Source organism: Streptococcus sp. Marseille-Q8145 (assembly GCF_965112035.1).
On sequence record NZ_CBCOPQ010000005.1, the window covers coordinates 60,487 to 81,860 of the forward strand.

17 protein-coding genes are annotated in these 21,374 nt (G+C 39.6%); all 17 read left to right on the top strand.

Translation table 11 applies throughout. The annotated features are described in order from the left end of the window. Positions 1-138: 138 nt before the first annotated feature. The 17 genes from ACWPVL_RS10150 to ACWPVL_RS10230 all read left to right on the top strand — a co-directional run bounded on the left by ACWPVL_RS10150 (position 139) and on the right by ACWPVL_RS10230 (position 21,333). Positions 139-2,718, top strand: a complete 2,580-nt coding sequence (locus ACWPVL_RS10150) for a dynamin family protein (RefSeq protein WP_454388703.1) — start codon at positions 139-141, stop codon at positions 2,716-2,718. An 11-nt stretch (positions 2,719-2,729) separates the two neighbouring features. Further along, positions 2,730-3,290, top strand: coding sequence for a hypothetical protein (locus ACWPVL_RS10155; protein WP_454388705.1), 561 nt, complete (start codon positions 2,730-2,732; stop codon positions 3,288-3,290). Between the two features lie 22 nt (positions 3,291-3,312). Further along, positions 3,313-6,534 (top strand): helicase HerA domain-containing protein, encoded by a 3,222-nt coding sequence (locus ACWPVL_RS10160; protein WP_454388707.1) that lies wholly within the window; start codon positions 3,313-3,315, stop codon positions 6,532-6,534. Further along, the gene (locus tag ACWPVL_RS10165; protein ID WP_454388709.1) at positions 6,534-7,442 is read left to right on the top strand and encodes a hypothetical protein; all 909 of its coding nucleotides are present in this window, start codon (positions 6,534-6,536) and stop codon (positions 7,440-7,442) included. Before ACWPVL_RS10160 ends, ACWPVL_RS10165 begins: the two co-directional genes overlap by 1 nt. 15 nt (positions 7,443-7,457) lie before the next feature. Further along, a complete protein-coding gene (locus tag ACWPVL_RS10170; RefSeq protein WP_454388711.1) occupies positions 7,458-8,114 on the top strand; it encodes a PoNe immunity protein domain-containing protein in 657 nt (218 codons plus the stop codon). A gap of 303 nt (positions 8,115-8,417) precedes the next feature. Continuing rightward, positions 8,418-10,184, top strand: coding sequence for a glycoside hydrolase family 13 protein (locus ACWPVL_RS10175; protein WP_454388713.1), 1,767 nt, complete (start codon positions 8,418-8,420; stop codon positions 10,182-10,184). Between the two features lie 114 nt (positions 10,185-10,298). Continuing rightward, positions 10,299-10,610, top strand: coding sequence for a hypothetical protein (locus ACWPVL_RS10180; protein WP_015604760.1), 312 nt, complete (start codon positions 10,299-10,301; stop codon positions 10,608-10,610). Between the two features lie 241 nt (positions 10,611-10,851). Further along, positions 10,852-11,739 (top strand): DUF4300 family protein, encoded by an 888-nt coding sequence (locus tag ACWPVL_RS10185; protein ID WP_454388715.1) that lies wholly within the window; start codon positions 10,852-10,854, stop codon positions 11,737-11,739. Positions 11,740-11,793: 54 nt separating this feature from the next. After that, positions 11,794-11,985, top strand: coding sequence for a hypothetical protein (locus ACWPVL_RS10190; RefSeq protein ID WP_454388717.1), 192 nt, complete (start codon positions 11,794-11,796; stop codon positions 11,983-11,985). Next, the gene (locus ACWPVL_RS10195) at positions 11,978-12,433 is read left to right on the top strand and encodes a hypothetical protein (protein WP_454388719.1); all 456 of its coding nucleotides are present in this window, start codon (positions 11,978-11,980) and stop codon (positions 12,431-12,433) included. Before ACWPVL_RS10190 ends, ACWPVL_RS10195 begins: the two co-directional genes overlap by 8 nt. 134 nt (positions 12,434-12,567) lie before the next feature. Beyond that, the gene (locus ACWPVL_RS10200) at positions 12,568-13,080 is read left to right on the top strand and encodes a DUF6630 family protein (protein ID WP_454388721.1); all 513 of its coding nucleotides are present in this window, start codon (positions 12,568-12,570) and stop codon (positions 13,078-13,080) included. A 190-nt stretch (positions 13,081-13,270) separates the two neighbouring features. After that, positions 13,271-14,698: a helix-turn-helix domain-containing protein gene (locus tag ACWPVL_RS10205; RefSeq protein WP_447450680.1), complete on the top strand. Its 1,428-nt coding sequence runs from the start codon at positions 13,271-13,273 to the stop codon at positions 14,696-14,698. A 157-nt stretch (positions 14,699-14,855) separates the two neighbouring features. Continuing rightward, entirely contained in the window at positions 14,856-16,364 is a 1,509-nt protein-coding gene (gene glpK, locus ACWPVL_RS10210) for a glycerol kinase GlpK (protein WP_268731838.1), read from the top strand. Positions 16,365-16,433: 69 nt separating this feature from the next. Next, positions 16,434-18,260, top strand: a complete 1,827-nt coding sequence (gene glpO / locus ACWPVL_RS10215; RefSeq protein ID WP_454388724.1) for a type 1 glycerol-3-phosphate oxidase — start codon at positions 16,434-16,436, stop codon at positions 18,258-18,260. 70 nt (positions 18,261-18,330) lie between these two features. After that, positions 18,331-19,035, top strand: coding sequence for an MIP/aquaporin family protein (locus ACWPVL_RS10220; protein ID WP_454388726.1), 705 nt, complete (start codon positions 18,331-18,333; stop codon positions 19,033-19,035). A 191-nt stretch (positions 19,036-19,226) separates the two neighbouring features. After that, positions 19,227-20,264: a M42 family metallopeptidase gene (locus ACWPVL_RS10225; RefSeq protein WP_454389022.1), complete on the top strand. Its 1,038-nt coding sequence runs from the start codon at positions 19,227-19,229 to the stop codon at positions 20,262-20,264. A gap of 154 nt (positions 20,265-20,418) precedes the next feature. Continuing rightward, complete coding sequence (locus tag ACWPVL_RS10230) at positions 20,419-21,333, top strand: alpha/beta fold hydrolase (RefSeq protein WP_454388728.1); 915 nt, start codon at positions 20,419-20,421, stop codon at positions 21,331-21,333. The last annotated feature ends 41 nt before the right edge of the window (positions 21,334-21,374 follow it).

Below are 21,374 nucleotides of genomic sequence, written 5' to 3' on the forward strand. Positions count from 1 at the left end.
CTAAGAATAGACAAATAATAGAATAGAGAAATAATTGACAAGTATAATTACTGAAGGGGTAATTAAAAGGAAAAGGATTCTTAAGATGACACACTATGTTATTGTGAGATGATAAAATCTAAATTTGGAGGAACTAAAATGAGAAAAGTATTTATAAAATATGATCCTTATGAAATGAAAACCGTGGTTGTGGTTGATGGAAAGGAAATACAGAAAAATAAGCATTGCGATGCTAACTTAAAAAAATATTTGGATGCGGATGTACATATGCCTATTCAATCGTGGATTGATCCGATAAGCCGAGATAACTGGAAAGGTTTATTGGAAACGCTGTGCTTAATGGGCGATAAGGATATAGTGGTCGAGTTTTCTGGAAGAAAGATAGATTATGATAGTGTACAAGAAGCACTTATCGCACAGAATGAGGTGCGTAAACTTGGTGCAAAGCTTACCTTTTGTGACCTTACGGATGAAATTGTAGCTGACTCTGAAATGAAAAAGAATATTGATGAAGTAATTAATTTGATGCTTACAGATTATTTTGAAGAAATCGTCAGAGAGTCAAAGTCAGAAGTACTCATAAAAAAATATGAATGCTTAAAAGAAACGTATGAGGAAATTGATGCTGAAGAATTTAGAATTGTGTTTACAGGCACATATAGTAGTGGTAAATCTTCTACAATAAATGCGCTAATTCGAAAGAATTTATTGCCAACAGCGTCCGGAACATGCACTGCTAAAATATGTAGAATTATTCATAGCGAAAACGAAAAATGCATGGCTATTGTTAAATATAAACTGAATGGAAAAGTTAAAGAATTTAAGTGTTTCGATGAACAAGAAATTCAAGATAGAATTAAAGCAGTAGAGGATGCTGTTGAAATAATAGAAGTATACACTGACCTTTCAATTCTATATCCAGAAGGAGTGAAAAAAGATTACAAAATTGTAATAGTAGATACGCCCGGTACAGATAGCGCAACAGGAAATGACACTGAAAAAGCTGAAGAAGAGGTAAAGCGTCTTTCTAAGAAATCACATATTGAGATTACAAAGGATGTGCTGGAGTCTAAACAAAAAGAGATGGTAGTTCTCATTTCTGATGAAAAGGTTGAAGATGAGAATATTGTTGAACTCTTAGATATTATTGAAGAATCAGCAGAGCGGGATGGTGGAGCATTCAATGATAGATTTCTTTTTGTAATGAATAAGTGTGATGCTTTATCATATTCAAATCAGGGGGAAAATCTTGAAAATTACGTAAAGAACTTTATCACAAATATAAAGAAAGTTCCAAATTCAGCAAGAATAAGAAATATTGTAAACCCAAGGGTGTTTCCTATTACTTCAGGAGCTGCATTAGCTGTAGTTAATGGCTATACAACTGAACCAGGAATTGCTGAAGGTATGACAAAAAAAGCCGAACTCTATGGATATTACGAATCGTTTTGTAAAAAAGTGTACTATTATGACCCGGCAAAACTTTCCGATAATTTTAAACGGTATATTGAACAGATTAAAACTCAATATGCTAACTATCATAATTTCTGCTTGGAGGAACAAAGTGCGGTTTCAGAGGCTACAAAGTATAACTATTTACAAGCTTTAGATGGAGAACTAAGTGTACCAGAACGTATATTAATTCATTCTGGTTTGCCTGCCTTGGAAAATGCAATTCAGGAATATATAAAAAGCTATGCTTATCCTATAAAGGTTCGTCAATTATTAGGTTGTTTTATTGATATATTGGATGAGTTGAATTCATTGAATAAACTTAAAATTGAGGCGTTAGAAGAAGCAAAAAAAATTTACAGCGGTGCTGTTCTATCCAGAGAAAAAAAAGAAAAGGAAAAGGCGCAAGAGGAGCAAAGAAAAGCTACTCTAGAAGGCGTAAAAGGAAAAATGGACAGCGTAAAAGAAAAGATTGATCAGATTACAGAAACTGTACCTGAGATAAATGATATTCGTTCTAGCTTTTACGATGTGAAGAACAGTATCGCTGAGAAGGTTGCTGGACGTAGTACAGTATCCAAGTCAGAAGGAGACAAAATTATTGCTGAGATATCTAAAAAGATAGATCAGTTATTAGGACAGATAAATGACACAGTAAAGAAGGTTAAGGATAAGAAGAGGGGAGCAACAATTGAACTGTACGATGAGTTTATTAAGTATTTGCAAGAGTTAGAAAGTGCAGGTTTAATGACAAATGGAAGCTTCTCATTAAAGGATACTATGGCATATAAGAAAATCGTTGATAAAGATTCATTTACAAAAGCAGAAGAGGAATCTAGGGATGAAAAAAATCCTAATAAATCCCATATAGAATTTGGTTATGGTATAGGACCTTTCTTTAAATCAATTGGATCGGCTTGGAAAACTAGAAAAGAGCCTGAAACTATTCAAAAGATATATATAAATATAGAAGAATATATTTCCAAAAATATTACTCCAATAGAAGCTAAGGTTGATGAATATGTTGCTAAATTAAAGGAGGACTATCGAGAGGATATAAGGTCACTTAAGAATGAAACAAAAGGTAAAGTGGATCGAGTTATTGAACTGATAAAGGAAAAGGATAAAGATATTATCGTAATAAAAGAGGAAGCAGCTCAAATTGCCTCGGATGAAAAAACATATGCGGAACAAGTGATGCGTTTTGATGAAGTAAGACAGTATATTGAAGCACTTGTTGAAAAAATAGAATATACACAAGTTTAGGAGGTCAAATAATGGAAGATATGAAATATTTTATTCCTAATTCTACTTATGATGATGCTATTAAGAATAAAGAAGTTGGGGTATTAAGAGGGCTACTTATAGGTATTATTGGGTCAGATCCTACTTTTTCAACAAGAGAGTTTAGTGAAGCCAAAAGATATATCAAGGAAAAAAGCATAGAATATCACGGTGAAAAAATCAAACTCACAGAACCATATGTAAAGCAAGAAGATGAATATGAAAAAGAAATGTGGGATGAAGATTATTATAAACTACAGTTGGTATGGTTTAGAGACAATTTTGCTAAAGCTCGCTTTATAAAAATCAAAGAGGAAGGCAAAATTATCTATAAAGATAAAATGACTTACGGTAAGGCAAAGCTACAGAACCGTTTGTCGGTTTCTTCTCAATCAAAAGGAAATTCAATAAAAAAAGAATCAGTCGTTATAGCAACCGGTAACGATGAAAAGAAGAAACGGTTGTCATTCGTAGAATGGACTAAGAAAAATTGGTGGTGGATTTTGATATTAGTGGCTTTGATTGCTAGCTATTTTATTCTTTTTGGTAAATAATTATAGGAAAGGTAGAGAATTTATGGCGAAAGAGGATGTAGATGTACGACAACATGGTGAACTAGATGATGCCTTAGCAAAAGTTGATAAGGTAATAATGAGAAAATATATTTCTAATATTGATGAAAGACCTGTATTTATCCCGTCATATGATGTTTCTTTTGCACCTGTTGAAAACCCTGAGGTGCCTACTTGTATTGTTGGAACCAATATAATGCTATCTAAATTAACAAGGGTCGTATTTGATAAGGATGAAAATATTCTTGATAAATTGACAGTCGCTTATAATGCAACTTCCATGTATGAGGATGCAACCTTAGTAATGCTGTTAAAATCAGATGGTAGTAATATTGATGTTTATTTGGGCACTGTTTGTAAGAAAACAGATGATTCATTTGTTCCCAAAAAACAGATTACAGCACTAATTAAAAACTTCGAGGCGAACTTTCCGGGAAGTAAAATAGAAGAGATAGAAGATGCTGCAATCAGAATGTCAATCGTGCAAAGCATTTTTGAAAATAATGTTTGTGTATCGGCTGTTACAGGTATAGCGGCGCTAAAAGAAGAAAAGTACACCGAAAATGCAAAGTATATTCAAGGACTTGAAAAGCTTGCAGATTCTTTAAAAGGGAAAAAATGCACGGTTATGATTATTGCGGATCCAGTTGGAGATCATGATCGTGAAGCGATTAGAACTGGATACGAGGAAATATACTCAGCATTGAAACCATTTGAAAAATCTGAATATACCGTAAATCAAAATAACGGCAAAACAGTTACAGATAGCGTTATTAAGGGGGTAACAGATACGACCAATGAAAGTGTAGCAAAGACTAAGACACATACTCTTACAAAAGGAACTAACAGCTCATACACAGTAGGAGGTAGCGTTGGAGTGAATGCTAGTGTTACAGCAACTGCGGGAATATCTGTTGCTCCTTTCGGAGTTGGTGTCAATGCGAGTGCTTCTACTACGCTAGGTACTAGTGTTTCGAAAGACTATCACTATATGCATGGACACCATGAAGATAAAAGCGATGCAGAAGGTAGGACAGATACAAAAGGAACATCCAAATCATTAAGTGAGCAAAACTCAATTGCAAATGCACTTAGTTCATCTCAAGGTGATGGCCTCCAAATCACTTATGAAAATAGAAGTATAAAATCTATTTTAGAAAGAACAGATCTGCAAATAAAAAGAATATCTGAATGTGAAGATTACGGAATGTATGATTGCGGTGTTTATTTCTTATCAGAGGATTATACAACCTGTTTGTCAGTCGCAAGTACATATAAATCAATTATTCAGGGAGAACATTCTTCTGTTGAAGCATCACATATTAGTATTTGGGATGAGGAGGATTCAAAGGGCCTCATTCCATATTTATGCGCATTTAATCATCCAATATTTGATCTTGCGGATGAAGAAAATGAAGATAGTAGGGCATCTGTATCAACTTTGGTTAGTGGTAGAGAATTATCAATTTATATGGGCTTGCCTAAAAAGTCAGTGTCTGGAATACCAGTGATTGAATGTGCTAGCTTTGGAAGAAATGTTCTTTATGCTCAAGAAGGACCAACAGGTAAAAAAATAGATTTTGGGACCATACATCACATGTATGATGACGAGGTAGCAAGAGTTCTTCTAAATAAGAATAGTTTTACATCTCATACCTTTGTTACTGGATCTACAGGAGCTGGAAAGTCTAATGCGATATATCACCTCTTAGATAAGATGTGTTTTGAAATGTGCGAGGATAGTGAAAAGACACATTTTATGGTTATTGAACCTGCCAAAGGGGAATATAAGGATATATTTGGTGGATATGATAATGTACAAGTATTAGGGACAAATCCAAAGAAAACTAAGTTATTAAGAATAAATCCGTTTAGTTTTCCAGAGGATATTCATGTTTTGGAGCATATTGATCGCCTGATAGAAATTTTCAATGTATGTTGGCCTATGTATGCAGCAATGCCAGCAGTTCTAAAAGAGTCAATTGAAAGAGCGTATGAGGTTGCAGGATGGGATTTAACAAATTCTGAATGCAAATATGAATTTGATGGAAAGAAGACCTATCCGAATTTTATCGATGTTTTAAATCAAGTTAATACTGTTATTAGTGAATCCAAGTATTCTGCGGACAGTAAGGGCGATTATGTTGGTGCTTTATCAATGAGAATTAGTTCATTGACAAATGGTATTAACGGACAGATATTAACTAGCAATGAACTTTCGTATGAAGAGTTATTTGATCAAAACGTTATTGTTGATTTGAGCAGAGTCGGCTCTAACGAAACGAAGTCTTTGTTGATGGGACTACTTGTAGTGAAGCTCCAAGAATATAGGATGTCATCAGCAAAAGGAAACAACAAAGTATTGAGTCATGTTACTATTTTGGAAGAAGCCCATAATTTGCTTAAAAGAACAAGTACTGAGCAGAGCGCCGAGTCATCTAATTTGGTAGGCAAATCTGTTGAGATGTTGGCTAATGCAATAGCAGAAATGAGAACTTATGGTGAGGGATTTATAATTGTAGATCAATCTCCGGGTTTGATGGATATGTCAGTCATAAGAAATACAAATACAAAGATCATTTTACGCTTGCCTGATGCGACAGACAGAGAACTGGTTGGTAGGGCGGCAAATTTGAATGATAATCAGATTGTAGAGTTGGCAAAGCTTAAAACTGGCGTATGTGCAGTATATCAAAATAACTGGATAGAACCGGTTCTATGCCATATTGATGAATGGGATGACAAAAAAAGTAAGAAGTATACAGGGAAGGGAGAAAACATTCCAGATTCAGCTGCAATCAAGAAAAAAATAGTTCAATTAGTACTTAAACCTGCGCATTTAGTTGATAAAATTAGTACGAAAGACATCTTTGATGAAATTGAAAAAACAAGACTTTCTACAGAATTAAAAATAAAACTTACTAAGCTTTGCAATGAGAAGAATGTTGAGAGATTCCGTGATTTGAGAAAATCTATTGTATACGAAATATTCGCTCCTGATACCATTTTAGAAAGGAATATTTGTTACAGAAATGAAATCAAAGAGTGGTGCGTAGCTATGCAAGACGAGCTTGTTCCTAATTTGGACGATTTTACAGAAGAGGAAGTGAACAAAATTCTTGCAATACTTGCTTTTGAAAAAAATCGAATAGAAGGAAAAAGAGAGTATGAAGAGTTGATTAATAATTTACTTATTTTTATGGATGGTCAGAAGAGGAGGATGTAATGATTGAAGGTGGAAACGGGACAAAAGAGATAAAATCAAATGCTGATAATTTTGAAAACAAATCATCCGAATCTGAAAAAATACCAAAGAGTTTAGCTATATTTGCTGACAAGATTAGTGCATTGTTTTCTGATGATATTAAGGACGGACAGCCTGAGTCTGATTCATGCGAAAAATCTGAATCAAAAGAGGCAAATGATACTAATGAGTTTGAAAGCGGTGAAAACAAGAAATCATTAATAAAAGAGCTGTTTGATAATATATTTTTTGACGATTTTGTTGATAAAATTGGTGAAAATGGTAATCCTGAAAACGATGATAGTAAATCAGAACAGGACGATAAAATAAATGAAGTGCAAAAAGCAGCGATTAAAGAAGCTCTTAAAAGAATCATAAATGGTGAAAAACTAACAAATGAGGAACTGGGAAATCTTGGGGAAATGATGATGGACCAGTATTACATATCAATAGGATATAAGCCACTCAATAGACATAGAGTAACAAGCCTTGATGATAAAAAAGGTGGATTTAAGACTGGAATTGATGGTGTATACGAAAAAACTAATACAGATGAAGGCAAGTCTTATGTTATTGCCGATGCGAAGTATAATACTTCTCAGTTGTCAGAAACTATTGATGGTAAGCAGATGTCAGATAACTGGATTGATAAGAGGTTGGATGATGCTGTTGGAAAAGAAAAAGCTGATGAGATTAGAGATGCAGCAGAAGATGATCCAGATTCAGTGACACACGAAATTTATCATATAGATCCGAATATTGATGAAACTGGGAATATCCATTCAGATACGCAGAAAGTGGATTCGGAGGGAAATAAGGTCGGCGATAAGACTATAGTTGAGTATTTTGATAAAGATGGAAATCGAATAGAACCATCGAATGGAAATTGATTGGAGGTGTAACAAATGAGAGACATTCGTAAAGATAGCTTGTATTTTGATAACTACTTAGATTATCAATATTCAAGAATTAAAAAGAAAACCGCTAAGCTGAAAGAATCTGACGAGGAAAAGAAACAGAGAATACTGGTATCTTTAACAGGATATGAAATTGATCTATTGAAGGCAGAATTTTCAGCAGGTGCATCTAAGAATGACATAAAAGCATTGCTCAGCAAGGCGATAAAGATAGCAAGTGAATATAAAAACATTACACATGATGATTTGCTTACATTGTTGTCACTGGCAGTAATGGTTAATGATAAGAGTGAAGCCATAAAATTGGTGAAGAACAATATTGATATTATTGAGAAGGATAGACTTCTTAAATATATTGCAAACAATGTACAAGGTAAAAAAGCAACATGGGATAATAAGACACAATTAAGAGAAGAGTTTTCGGCATTGGATGGTGTTTTTGAAGCTAGTGATAAGGAAGCCGCTCTTCTGGAATATTTGGATAGTTGGTACAAGAATCATTCAGGATATGCTTGGTATAATTCACATAAGAGTAGCTCAGATACATATTGTGGATATTGGAGCTTTGAAGCTGCAGCTATAGCGACTATTCTGAAACTTAACGAGAGTAAGTTGAAGGAGTCAATATATTATCCAAGTCTTTAAATAACAGAAATGTATTATGGAGTCTGGGACAAAAAGTTTTCTTGGCTAAGAAAAACAGAGATTTACATTTGTTGTGAGTCTCTGTTTTAGTTTCTAGCTATAATCTTGTTATGCTTGAGTAGATTATTGACCATGAGTACCAATCCCATGTGAATTTTGACTTGGCGCCTTCCTCTCAGGTTATAATATTTGCAACTCAACATCTTGCAATCGTTTTTTTAAAGTGATATACTAGGGCTAGGTTTTGAAATCGTTTGCATAAAGTTACGATGAGCTTATAAAGAGAAATCTAGGAGAGAAAATATGGAATTGTCAGCAATTTACCACAGACCAGAGTCGGAGTATGCTTATCTTTATAAAGATAAGACAATGCACATTCGCATTCGGACGAAAAGGGGAGATATCGAAAGTATAGCCTTGCACTATGGAGATCCTTTTATCTTCATGGAGGATTATTATGAAGACAGCAAGGAAATGGTCAAAGTCACCTCCGATGCTTTGTTTGATTACTGGCAAGTGGAGATTACAGTTGGCTATGCACGACTCCAGTATCTCTTTGAGATTAAGGATAAGCAAGGCCAGACTATCTTGTATGGCGATAAGGGGTGTGTTGAAAACACGCTTGAAAATCTTCATTACGAGGGGAATGGCTTTAAGCTTCCATATATTCATGAAATTGATGCTTGTCATGTTCCTGACTGGGTTTCAAAGACGGTCTGGTATCAGATTTTTCCAGAACGCTTTGCAAATGGCAATCCTGCTCTTTCGCCAGAAGGAGCTCTAGCCTGGGATTCGTCAATCACGCCTAAAAGTGAGGATTTCTTTGGTGGCGATTTACAAGGGATTATTGACCATCTGGATTACTTGCAAGACTTAGGGATTACAGGCCTGTATCTCTGTCCTATCTTTGAATCCCCGAGCAATCATAAGTACAATACGACGGATTATTTCGAAATTGACCATCATTTTGGAGACAAGAAAATTTTCCGTAAACTGGTGGATCAGGCCCATCAGAGAGGAATGAAAATCATGCTGGACGCTGTTTTCAACCATATTGGAGACCAATCTCCACAGTGGCAGGATGTCCTTAAACACGGAGAAAATTCAGCTTATAAAGACTGGTTCCATGTTCAAGAATTCCCTGTGACCAAGGATAAGCTTGGCAATCCAAGAAAGCTCCCTTACCATACCTTTGCCTTTGAGAGCTATATGCCCAAGCTCAATACGGCCAATTCTCAAGTGAGGGACTATTTGTTGAGCGTTGCGACCTACTGGATCGAGCATTTTGATATCGATGCTTGGCGCCTGGATGTGGCGAATGAAGTCGATCACCAATTTTGGCGAGATTTCCGTAAGGCTGTCTTGGATAAAAAGCCTGATCTTTATATCCTTGGTGAAGTCTGGCACACTTCTCAGCCTTGGCTAAATGGCGATGAATTCCACGCGGTCATGAACTACCCTCTCTCTGATAGTATCAAGGATTATTTCTTGCGTGGGGTTAAGAAAACGCATCAATTCATTGATGAGATCAACGGTCAGTCTATGTATTATAGACAGCAGATTTCGGAAGTGATGTTCAATCTTCTGGATTCGCACGATACGGAGCGTATTCTAGCCACTGCCAAGGGAGATGTTCAACTCGTTAAGTCTGCACTAGCCTGCCTCTTTTTACAAAGGGGGACACCGTGTTTCTACTATGGAACCGAGTTAGAGTTAGACGGAGGGCCAGACCCAGATTGTCGTCGTGTCATGCCTTGGGAACGTGTTTCCAGTGACAATGACATGCTCGATTTCATGAAGAAGTTGATTCAGCTTCGCAAGGATGCTTCAGGCATTATCCAGCATGGGAAATATAGTCTAGAAGAAATCAAGCCGGATGTGCTATCTCTGGAATGGAATTACGATGGACAAAAAATCCGAGCAATTTTTAACCAATCCAAGGAGAATTACCTCTTAGACAGTGATTCGACTACTTTAGCAAGTCATTGCCAAATCTCGGATGGGCAGCTTCATATCTTACCAAAAGGCTTCGTAATCTTTACGGAAGTTTTGGAAACTGCTGCAAATTAATTTTTGGAAATCTGACTTAAGTATTTTGTCAGAGTTACTCGAATTTCAAAAAACCAATCTAAGAGCAGTCTATTTAAGAAGAGCAAGTAACTTATTAGAAAAGAGGAGTTCAGAATGGAATTAAAAGATTTTACCGAAAAAGAGCAGGAGCAGATCAAAGAGGGGCTTAGTACAGCTGTCATTAGCGATAAGGAAGCTGCTAAAAAGATTTTGGACCTTGTGCCACAAGAATGGCTTAAGCGAATTCCTTTCCTTGTGAGAGGGCATGCAACGACCAAGACGGTTGAGCGAGTTGCCAAGCAATATCCAGAACTTTACGCTGTAGCTAAGCAAGCAGGAGAGCTTCCTGAAAAGGAGCGTGAAGAATTGCGCGCTATCATGACAGCTATTTTTGAAGAAAAGATGAACAAGCATAAGATTAAGTAGACTTACCAGTGTATAGTGATTCCTTTCTTTAAGTTGGCGTGTGGAGTTAGCTACTCTACCTTGCTCATCAATTCATAAAACAAAGTGACTGCACTTTTATCAACTGCAGTCATTTTTTATGGCTTCAGGGAGTTTCTATCCAAGATAGATTTTTCCTTTCTGTTTTTCAGTATTTCTTGATATAATAACAAGAGGAATTATTTGAAGATGAATATAGGAAAAATGTAAAAAGGACGAAAGAATGAAGAAAGTAAAAAAGATTATCTTGATGAGTGCCTGTACTTTGGCAGTTCTTGGCTTAGCTGCATGTGGGAAGGCACAAAAGCAATCAAACGGCAGTCAAGAGAATCAGACAGTTGGTCAGACTAGCTCAGAAAAATACCCATGGAAGGCCACTTATTCAAATCTAAATAGTCAAAAAAGTGTCGAAGAAGTTAAGAGCCTATTGGCTGCCAACTTGGATAAAGACAGTGTCGATAACTTTGTCAATCTAGTCAATGACTACAACGGTCTTGTCGGCTCTACTGGATTAAGGGGCGATTTCACTAAATTTACCAAAACCGAATATGATGTAGAAAAAATCAATCCTCTTTGGCAGGCCAAGAAGGGTGATTTTATCGGGACAAATTGCCGGATCAATACTTATACCTTGCTGAAAAATAGCATCGACATCCCTCAAATAGCAAAAGATGACGAACTCTTGTTCATAGATAATGATTCGATTGACAAGGGCAAGCTCTTTGATGCCAAGGATAAGGAAGATTTTAATATCCTGTTTTCAAGAGTCAAGACTGAAGCGACCCAAGATGTCAAGGTCCATGCTAAGAAGATGGAGGACTACTTCAAACAGTTTAAGTTTAACGAAAAGGCTCGGATGCTCTCCGTCATCGTCCACGATAATCTTGACGGTGATTCTCTCTTTGTAGGGCATGTCGGCGTCTTGGTTCCAGATAAAGACGGCTATCTGTTTGTCGAAAAGCTGACCTTTGAAGAGCCATACCAGGCTATCAAGTTTGCGACCAAGGAAGATGTCTACAAATACTTGCAGACAAAATATAAAGATTACACAGGGGAAGGATTGGCCAAGCCCTTCATCATGGACAATGATAAGTGGGTAGAGGGGAAATAGAATTTCTAGTTAGTTAAGTTTTATGGAAACTCTAGTTAAGGGAAGGACATAAAAATGGATAAAAAACAGATATATTTTTCGATTGCCCTTATTCTTATCGGTTTCCTACTTGTAGAATCAAGTATCTATATCGTACCCTATATTGAAGGCTTAAAAGAATTAGAAATAGCTGTTTTTGTAATCGGAATTCTTGTTTTACTAGGTGTCATCATCTTATTAGCAAAGACTAAGAGGCATCATGATTAAAGAGCAGTACTTACGAATAAAAGATTTAGAAATTATTTTATGGGAATTTATTGCTCATAAAGTAGAGGAATTGTCCGTATTCAAAGCCTTATCTGAGAATTTGCCCTATCTTAATAGAGAAAAGCTAGATATGGTTGATTCATCCGAAATCCATGATAGCGAAGGCCTTACTATTGTAGACTTGCAGCAGAATGGTAGGGAATTGTTCATTCGCTTTGAAATGGACTTTCAACTAATGGGCTGGGCGTCTGCTAGAAATGACTATACAGCCTATATCCAAGCGAGTCTTGTCGGAAGTTGTCGAGTTGACTTGAAGGCAAATCCTGCTTTTTCTGGCAAGAATGTAAATGCTCTCACTAAAGCTCAATTATTGGAATATGGTGAAAAATTGATTTTGGATTTAGAATTCCAATACCGAGATGTTGAAGGTTCTGAACACTATAGATGATGAAACCTTCTTAAACGAACAAGTGATAATCGCCTAAATCATCAGTCCTATGACTAGGATTAGTCGGGATTACAGATAAAAATTTTTTCAATAACGTTAAAAATATGTCCTTATGGACAAGAAAGGAGTCAGTTATGACAAATGAACTGAACAAAGAAATGTTTACCAGCATAGTTGAACTACTTACAGAGGACAGCTCTGTCCGTTCTGCTATAGAAACTTGTCTTGCCTCACCGTGGGACTACTTTGATGAAAATATCGATCGCTATGACGATCGTGGGATAGAGGACGATGAATCAGAAGATACCATCGTTTGGATCGGGATTGCGGATGAGTTAATTGAGAGTGGTAATGCTATTGAGCTGGATTGGAAGGCTGAGTTAGAAGACTTCACCTATTTCATGAAAGAATTGGCAGATCAAAAGAATCTCCCGCTGCAAGATGAGTGGCTAGATGAAGATGGAGACATTCCATCATGGTGCAAGGTCTTGGATGAAAAATGGGAGGAAGCAGGCTACTACGTCGGAGCAATGGACATTGATAGCGACAGCTATGTCATGTTTGTCTGTCGCAGGGAGACTTTGACTGAACTGACTCAATTAGGTCAAAAGGTTGGGTTCCGTTTGGATTTTGCAAAGAATATGTAAATACCATGCTTAAAAAGGTGAACTAATCCTGATGATACAAGGGAATCCTGAGACGGCTGGGAAAATCATCCAGCTGGTTCAGGTTTCCTTTTTCCTTTAGTCATAGAAAGATGTAGTAGATGAAGCAGATTGCTTCGTCTTTTTTTATTTTTGTGTTAAGCTAAGATTAGCAAACTGAAAGGTTTTTCCGATGTATCTAGCAGACTTAATGGAAAAGAGTGAGGCGGGGCAGTTTATTGTCCTGTCTTATTTACAGCAGCATTCTACATCCAGTTTGAAGGACGTCATGTCAGAAACTGGCTTCTCAAAAGCAACCTTGACCAAGTACATTAGCCTGATTAACGACAAGGCTATGGACCATCATGCAGCCTTATCCATCCAGCTTCAGGACGAAACGCTCAGTCTGTCTGTCGGTCCAGATACCAAGGGACGGGATATTCGTAGACTCTTCTTAGACAATTCTATCAAATACCAGATTTTAAATTACCTGCTCTATCATCAGCAGTTTTTAGCCCATCAATTAGCCCAAGAGCTGATGATCAGTGAAGCAACACTCGGCCGTCATATATCCGGTTTAAATCAGATTTTATCAGAGTTTGAGCTATCTATCCAAAATGGCCGCTTGAAAGGGCCTGAGCACCAGATCCGCTATTTTTATTTCTGCCTCTTTCGTAAGGTCTGGTCCAGCCAAGATTGGGAAAAAGAACTTCAAAAACCAGAAAGAAGGCAGGAAGTTACCGTCTTAGAAGAACTTTGCGGAGCCCAACTCTCTCAAGGGCAGAAGCTAGACTTGGTCCTTTGGGCACATATCACCCAACAGCGCCTGCGCGTCAATGCCTGTCAATTCCAAAATATTGAACAGAAAATGCAGAGCTATTTTGAAAATATCTTTTATCAGCGCTTGCATCGCCGGACAAATGATTTCTTTGCCGGACAGCACATCACTCTAAGTCTCGAAGATGGCGAAATGATGATTTTCTTTTCATTTCTGCTTTCCCATCGGATTTTACCCCTGCACACCATAGAGTATATACTGGGCTTTGGCGGTGAAATTGCCAGCCTGATTACGCAACTGATTCAAGAGATGAAGGGCCAGAACTTGCTAGGGGATTACATCGAGGATCAGGTGACCTACGAACTCAGCCAGCTCTGCGCCCGCGTCTTTCTTTTCCGAGGCTATCTCTTGCAAGATAAATACAAGCATGATTTGGAATTGCGCCATCCTTACTTATGGAGCGAAGACGATTATCGACAAGTGGCAGACACTATTTTTAGCAAACTGCCTATTTTCCAGCAGGGAACATCTCTGGATAAAAAGGTGCTGTGGGAATGGCTCCAGCTGATGGAGTACATTGCTGAAAATGACGGTCAAGTCATCAAGATAGGAATGGACTTGACAGATAGCTTTATCGTTGTTTCCAGGATGACAGCCATTTTAAGACGGTACTTAGAGTACAATCGCTTTATTAGCATTGAAGCCTACGACCCAGCTAAAAATTATGACCTCATCATCACCAACAATCCCATTCATCAGAGCCCGCAGGTTCCCGTCTATTATTTAAAAAATGACTTGGATTTGGAAGATTTGGCTCAAATCCGTCACATGATATTTCATTAAGAAACCTGGAGAAATCCAGGTTTCTTTGTGATTTTCACACAATCTCCTCAGATTTTTTTAAAATTTAAAAAAAGTTGATAAAAAAGAAAGCGTTTTATTTTATATACTAGTTACTGTAGAGGAAACATCCTCAAGATTTTTACTAGGAGGACAGTTCATGTCACAAGAAAAATACATCATGGCTATCGACCAAGGAACTACTAGTTCCCGCGCCATCATCTTTAACAAAAAAGGAGAAAAAGTTAGCTCCAGTCAAAAAGAATTTACTCAGATTTTCCCTCAAGCTGGATGGGTTGAGCACAATGCCAATGAAATTTGGAATTCTGTTCAGTCAGTAATTGCTGGAGCCTTTATTGAAAGTGGTGTGAAACCAAGTCAAATCGAAGCCATCGGTATCACCAACCAGCGTGAAACAACTGTCGTTTGGGATAAAAATACAGGTCTTCCTATCTATAATGCTATCGTTTGGCAATCTCGTCAGACTGCTCCCCTGGCTGAACAGCTGAAAAGCCAAGGCTATGTGGAAAAATTCCACGAAAAGACTGGTTTAATCATTGACGCTTACTTCTCTGCTACCAAGGTTCGCTGGATTTTGGACCATGTAGAGGGAGCGCAAGAAAGAGCTGAAAAGGGCGAATTGCTCTTTGGTACCATCGATACCTGGCTGGTTTGGAAATTAACTGACGGCGCGGCTCACGTGACCGACTACTCAAATGCAGCCCGTACCATGCTCTATAACATCAAGGAACTTAAATGGGATGATGAGATTTTGGAAATCCTTAACATTCCAAAGGCTATGCTTCCTGAAGTTCGTTCTAACTCAGAAATCTATGGTAAGACTGCTCCATTCCATTTCTACGGTGGAGAAGTTCCAATCTCTGGTATGGCAGGTGACCAGCAAGCAGCTCTCTTTGGACAGTTAGCTTTTGAGCCTGGCATGGTCAAGAATACTTACGGAACTGGTTCCTTCATCATCATGAATACTGGTGAAGAGATGCAACTATCTGAAAACAACCTCTTGACAACCATTGGCTATGGAATTAATGGCAAAGTTTACTATGCTTTAGAAGGTTCTATCTTTATTGCCGGAAGTGCTATTCAATGGCTGCGCGACGGTCTTCGGATGGTTGAAAATTCGCCAGAATCTGAAAAATATGCTCTCGACTCTCACAACAATGACGAAGTCTATGTCGTACCTGCCTTTACAGGTCTAGGCGCTCCATATTGGGATCAAAATGCCCGCGGATCTGTCTTTGGCTTGACCCGTGGAACCAGCAAGGAAGACTTTATCAAGGCTACTTTGCAATCCATCGCTTACCAAGTACGTGACATCATTGATACCATGCAGGTGGATGCCAATACTGCCATTCAAGTGCTGAAAGTCGACGGCGGTGCTGCTATGAACAACTTCCTCATGCAGTTCCAGGCTGACATCTTGGGAATTGACATTGCCCGTGCTAAAAACTTAGAAACAACGGCTCTCGGTGCAGCCTTCTTGGCAGGACTGTCAGTAGGCTACTGGAAAGACTTAGACGAACTCCGCACTCTCAATGAAACAGGAGAACTCTTTGAGCCATCGATGAATGAATCCCGCAAGGAACAACTCTACAAAGGATGGAAAAAAGCCGTTAAGGCAACTCAAGTCTTTGCAGAGATCGACGACTAAATACTGAGTCTTATTTTGATGATAAAGCCAGTAGAAGCATGAAATGACTAAGTTAGAAAGTGTGTAATTATGGAATTTTCAAAGAAAACACGTGAATTATCGATTAAAAAGATGCAGGAACGCACCTTGGACCTCCTGATTATTGGTGGTGGGATTACGGGTGCTGGTGTAGCCTTGCAAGCAGCAGCCAGTGGCCTGGAGACCGGTCTGATTGAAATGCAGGACTTTGCTGAAGGGACTTCTAGCCGTTCTACTAAATTGGTCCACGGAGGCCTTCGTTACCTTAAGCAATTCGACGTAGAGGTGGTCTCAGATACAGTTTCGGAGCGTGCTGTGGTTCAGCAAATTGCCCCCCATATTCCAAAACCAGATCCAATGCTCTTGCCAGTTTACGATGAGGATGGAGCGACATTCAGCCTCTTCCGTCTCAAAGTAGCTATGGACCTCTACGACCTCTTGGCTGGTGTCAACAACACTCCTGCAGCAAACAAGGTCTTGAGCAAGGAAGAAGTCTTAGAACGGGAACCTGAACTTAAGAAGGAAGGCCTGGTCGGCGGCGGTGTCTATCTTGACTTCCGCAACAACGACGCTCGCCTCGTGATTGAAAATATCAAACGCGCCAACCAAGACGGTGCCCTGATTGTCAACCATGTAAAGGCAGAAGGCTTCCTCTTTGATGAATCTGGAAAGATTACAGGCGTTGTTGCGCGTGACCTCTTGACGGATGAAGTCTTTGAAATCAAAGCTCGCTTGGTCATCAACACAACTGGACCTTGGAGCGATAAGGTGCGCAATCTGTCAAATAATGGGGAGCAATACTCACAAATGCGTCCAACCAAGGGTGTTCACTTGGTAGTTGACTCTAGCAAGATCAAGGTTTCGCAGCCAGTCTACTTTGACACAGGCTTGGGAGATGGCCGGATGGTCTTTGTTCTTCCACGTGAAAATAAAACCTACTTTGGTACGACTGACACTGACTACACTGGCGACCTAGAGCATCCAAAAGTAACACAAGAAGATGTGGATTACCTCTTGGGCATTGTCAATAATCGCTTCCCAGAAGCAAACATCACGATTGACGATATCGAAAGCAGCTGGGCAGGTCTGCGTCCTCTCATCGCAGGCAACAGTGCTTCTGACTACAATGGTGGAAACAATGGTACCATTAGCGACGAAAGTTTCAATGCGCTGATTGCGACCGTTGAGAGCTATCTGGCTAAAGAAAAATCTCGTGAGGATGTCGAAGCGGCTGTTACTAAGCTTGAAAGCAGTACATCTGAAAAACACTTGGATCCATCTGCAGTGTCTCGTGGCTCTAGTTTGGATCGTGATAACAATGGTCTCTTGACCCTTGCTGGCGGTAAAATCACAGACTATCGTAAGATGGCGGAAGGCGCTATGGAGCGCGTGGTTGACATCCTCAAAGCAGAATTCGACCGCAGCTTCAAGCTCATCAACTCTAAGACCTACCCTGTTTCAGGAGGAGAGCTCAATCCAGCAAATGTGGATTCCGAAATCGAAGCTTTTGCTCAACTTGGTGTCTCACGCGGCTTAGACAGCAAAGAAGCCTTCTATCTTGCAAACCTTTACGGTTCGAATGCTCCTAAAGTCTTTGCCCTCGCACACAGCATCGAACAAGCACCAGGTCTCAGCCTAGCTGATACCTTGTCACTGCATTATGCTATGCGTAATGAATTAGCACTCAGCCCAGTTGACTTTTTGCTTCGCCGGACAAATCACATGCTCTTTATGCGGGATAGCTTAGATGTTATTGTAGAGCCTGTTCTGGATGAAATGGGACGATTCTACGACTGGACAGAAGAAGAAAAAGCAGCTTATCGAAATGACTTAGAAGCTGCCCTTGCAAATAATGATTTAGCAGAATTGAAAAAATAGAAAATAGAAGAAGAGGTGGCGGATCAGTTCTCCTGTCTAACCACCCCTTCTTTTAAATGGAGTAATATAGATGATGAAAGAAATATTTGGTGAATTTTTAGGGACCCTGCTCTTGCTCCTTTTGGGGAATGGCGTCGTTGCAGGCGTGGTGCTTCCCAAAACTAAGAGTCACAACTCTGGTTGGATTGTGATCACCATGGGATGGGGGATTGCCGTTGCCATCGCTGCTTTTGTATCTGGCAACCTTGGCCCAGCCCATCTGAATCCTGCCCTAACTATCGGAGTAGCTCTCAAAGGTGATTTGCCTTGGGCATCTGTTCTTCCTTATATCCTCGCTCAGTTTGCAGGTGCTATGGTCGGACAGTTCCTCGTCTTCCTGCAGTTCAAGCCTCACTATCTGGCTGAAGAAAATCCAGCTAATATTCTTGGGACATTCAGCACTGGACCAGCTATCAAAGACACCTTCTCGAACCTGATTAGCGAAATTCTTGGAACTTTTGTCCTTGTGCTGACTATCTTCGCTCTAGGGCTTTATAAGCTGCAAGCAGGCATTGGCACTTTTGCTGTCGGAACACTCATTGTTGGGATTGGTCTTTCACTTGGTGGAACGACTGGTTATGCCCTCAATCCTGCGCGTGACTTAGGACCTCGCATCATGCACAGTTTCCTTCCGATTCCAAACAAAGGAAATGGCGATTGGAGCTATGCTTGGATTCCAGTTGTCGGACCAATCATTGGTGCTGTCCTTGCAGTAGCAGTCTTCTCCCTATTTTAGACGAAAATAAAGCAATCCTCTTCTCCGAGATTGATATATGCTTGGAGAAGAGGATTTTTGTATAGATTTTCCAATTTCATCGAGGACTTTGCTAAATCAATCTAAAATCAGGAGAAAAGAGCCAGTCAGGACGATATTTGGCAGCGGATTTATGCTATAATTGACAGTATAAATGATCTAAAGGAGTTATGATGAATCAAACTGTTCAATATTTACAAGAATTAATGGCTATCCCTTCCCCAACAGGCTTTACGGCTGAGGTTGCGGACTATCTGGTGAAGACACTAGAAGGCTTGGGCTATGAGCCTGTTCGGACCAATAAAGGCGGCGTCCATGTCGTGGTTAAGGGAGCAAATGATGCCCAACATCGGATCGTGACGGCCCATGTGGATACACTGGGGGCTATTGTGCGTGCTATTAAGTCTGACGGTCGCCTCAAGCTGGATCGGATTGGCGGTTTTCCTTGGAACATGATTGAAGGAGAAAACTGTCTAGTCCATGTGGCCAGCAGTGGCAAGACTATCAGCGGTACAATCTTAGTTCACCAGACATCCTGCCATGTCTACAAGGATGCTGGGACGGTGGAGCGAACTCAGGACAATATGGAAGTCCGTTTGGACGAAAAGGTGACGAGTAAGAAAGAAACGCGTGATTTAGGAATCGAAGTAGGAGATTTTATTTCCTTTGATCCTCGTACCACGGTTACTGAGTCTGGCTTCATCAAGTCCCGCTTTCTCGACGACAAGGTCAGCGCAGCTATTTTGCTCAATCTTCTGCGCGTTTATAAAGAGGAAAATATTCAGCTACCGGTGACGACTCATTTTGCTTTCAGTGTCTTTGAAGAGGTTGGTCATGGAGCTAATTCAAGCCTGCCTGAGCAAGCAGTAGAATATTTGGCGGTTGATATGGGCGCTATGGGTGACGATCAGCAGACAGATGAATACACGGTTTCCATCTGTGTCAAGGATGCTTCGGGACCTTATCACTATGCTTTCCGCCAGCATTTGGTGAATTTGGCTAAGGATCAGCACATTCCTTACAAACTGGACATCTATCCATTTTACGGATCAGACGCCTCTGCTGCCATGAGTGCGGGAGCAGAAGTCAAGCACGCCCTGCTAGGCGCTGGCATCGAATCCAGCCACTCTTACGAGCGTACCCATATTGACTCGGTTGTCGCGACAGAGCGTATGGTGGATGCTTATCTGAGAAGTGCCTTGGTGGAGTAAGAGTAGGACATTTAGCTTTGAATAAAAGGCAGAATCTGAGTATCCTGTGGGAAGCAGAATGGCTGTTCTTGTTCAATTGGTTAAGTCTTCGTAGATGCTTAAAGATATTTGGAAAGTTATGGTGTTCAGGTATTTGAAGAAATTCTTTCTGTGTTTGCTTTTTACAATCATCAGCGCTCTGGTCTTAATCTTTACTTATCATCAAATCTGCCTGACTAAAGAGCAGAAATTGCTTGATAATCCCTCAGGTCGGCTGGTTCAAGTAGATGGCAAGAAAATGAATGTCTATGTAAGTGGTCAGGGAGAGCAGACGCTGGTTTTTTTGGCGGGCGGTGGCACAACATCTCCCATTCTTGACTTTAGAACCCTCTATTCAAGATTGGAAAAAGATTATCGCATAGTTGTGGTCGAACGCTTGGGCTATGGTTTTAGCGATGACATTCAAGGAGATAGTAGAGATATTGACACGGTACTTGCCCAGACGAGGCAGGCTTTAAGAAAGGCTGAAATAACTGGCCCACATACTTTGGTGGCTCACTCTATGGCTGGGCTAGAAGCGCTTCATTGGGCTACAAAATATCCAGAAGAAGTCCAAGGCATTATCGGACTGGATATGGCTTTGCCGAGTTCTTACACTGATTTGAAGCTCTATCCTTTGGCTTATAAAGGCTTACAAATGGCTGCTAATTTAGGTTTAAGCCGGGTATTTTATGATGCTGACAAGCAGGTTCCCGCTCTTGCGTTTGGCAATTTGACAGCAGAAGAAAAGCAGGTATACAAGGCTCTCTTTTATCGTCGTCCATTGTCAAATGCTGTTTATGAAGAGGTCACCCAGGTCAAGCAAAATGCTGAGCTAGTTTCGAAGGAAAAGCTTCCTGAACGACCGATCCTGCTCTTTGCTTCAAATGGCCAAGGGACTGGCTATAGTCAGGGAGAATGGCAGAGCTTCCAGAAGGATTTTGCAGCAGCGCATTCACAGACAGAGCTAATTCTACTAGACTGCCCTCATTATGTGCATGATTATGCCAGTGATGAGTTGGCGGAAAAAATAAAGAAGTTTCTAAAATAGCAAGTTTTATAGGAGCTTGAAATACTAGAAAAAGGAGAGGG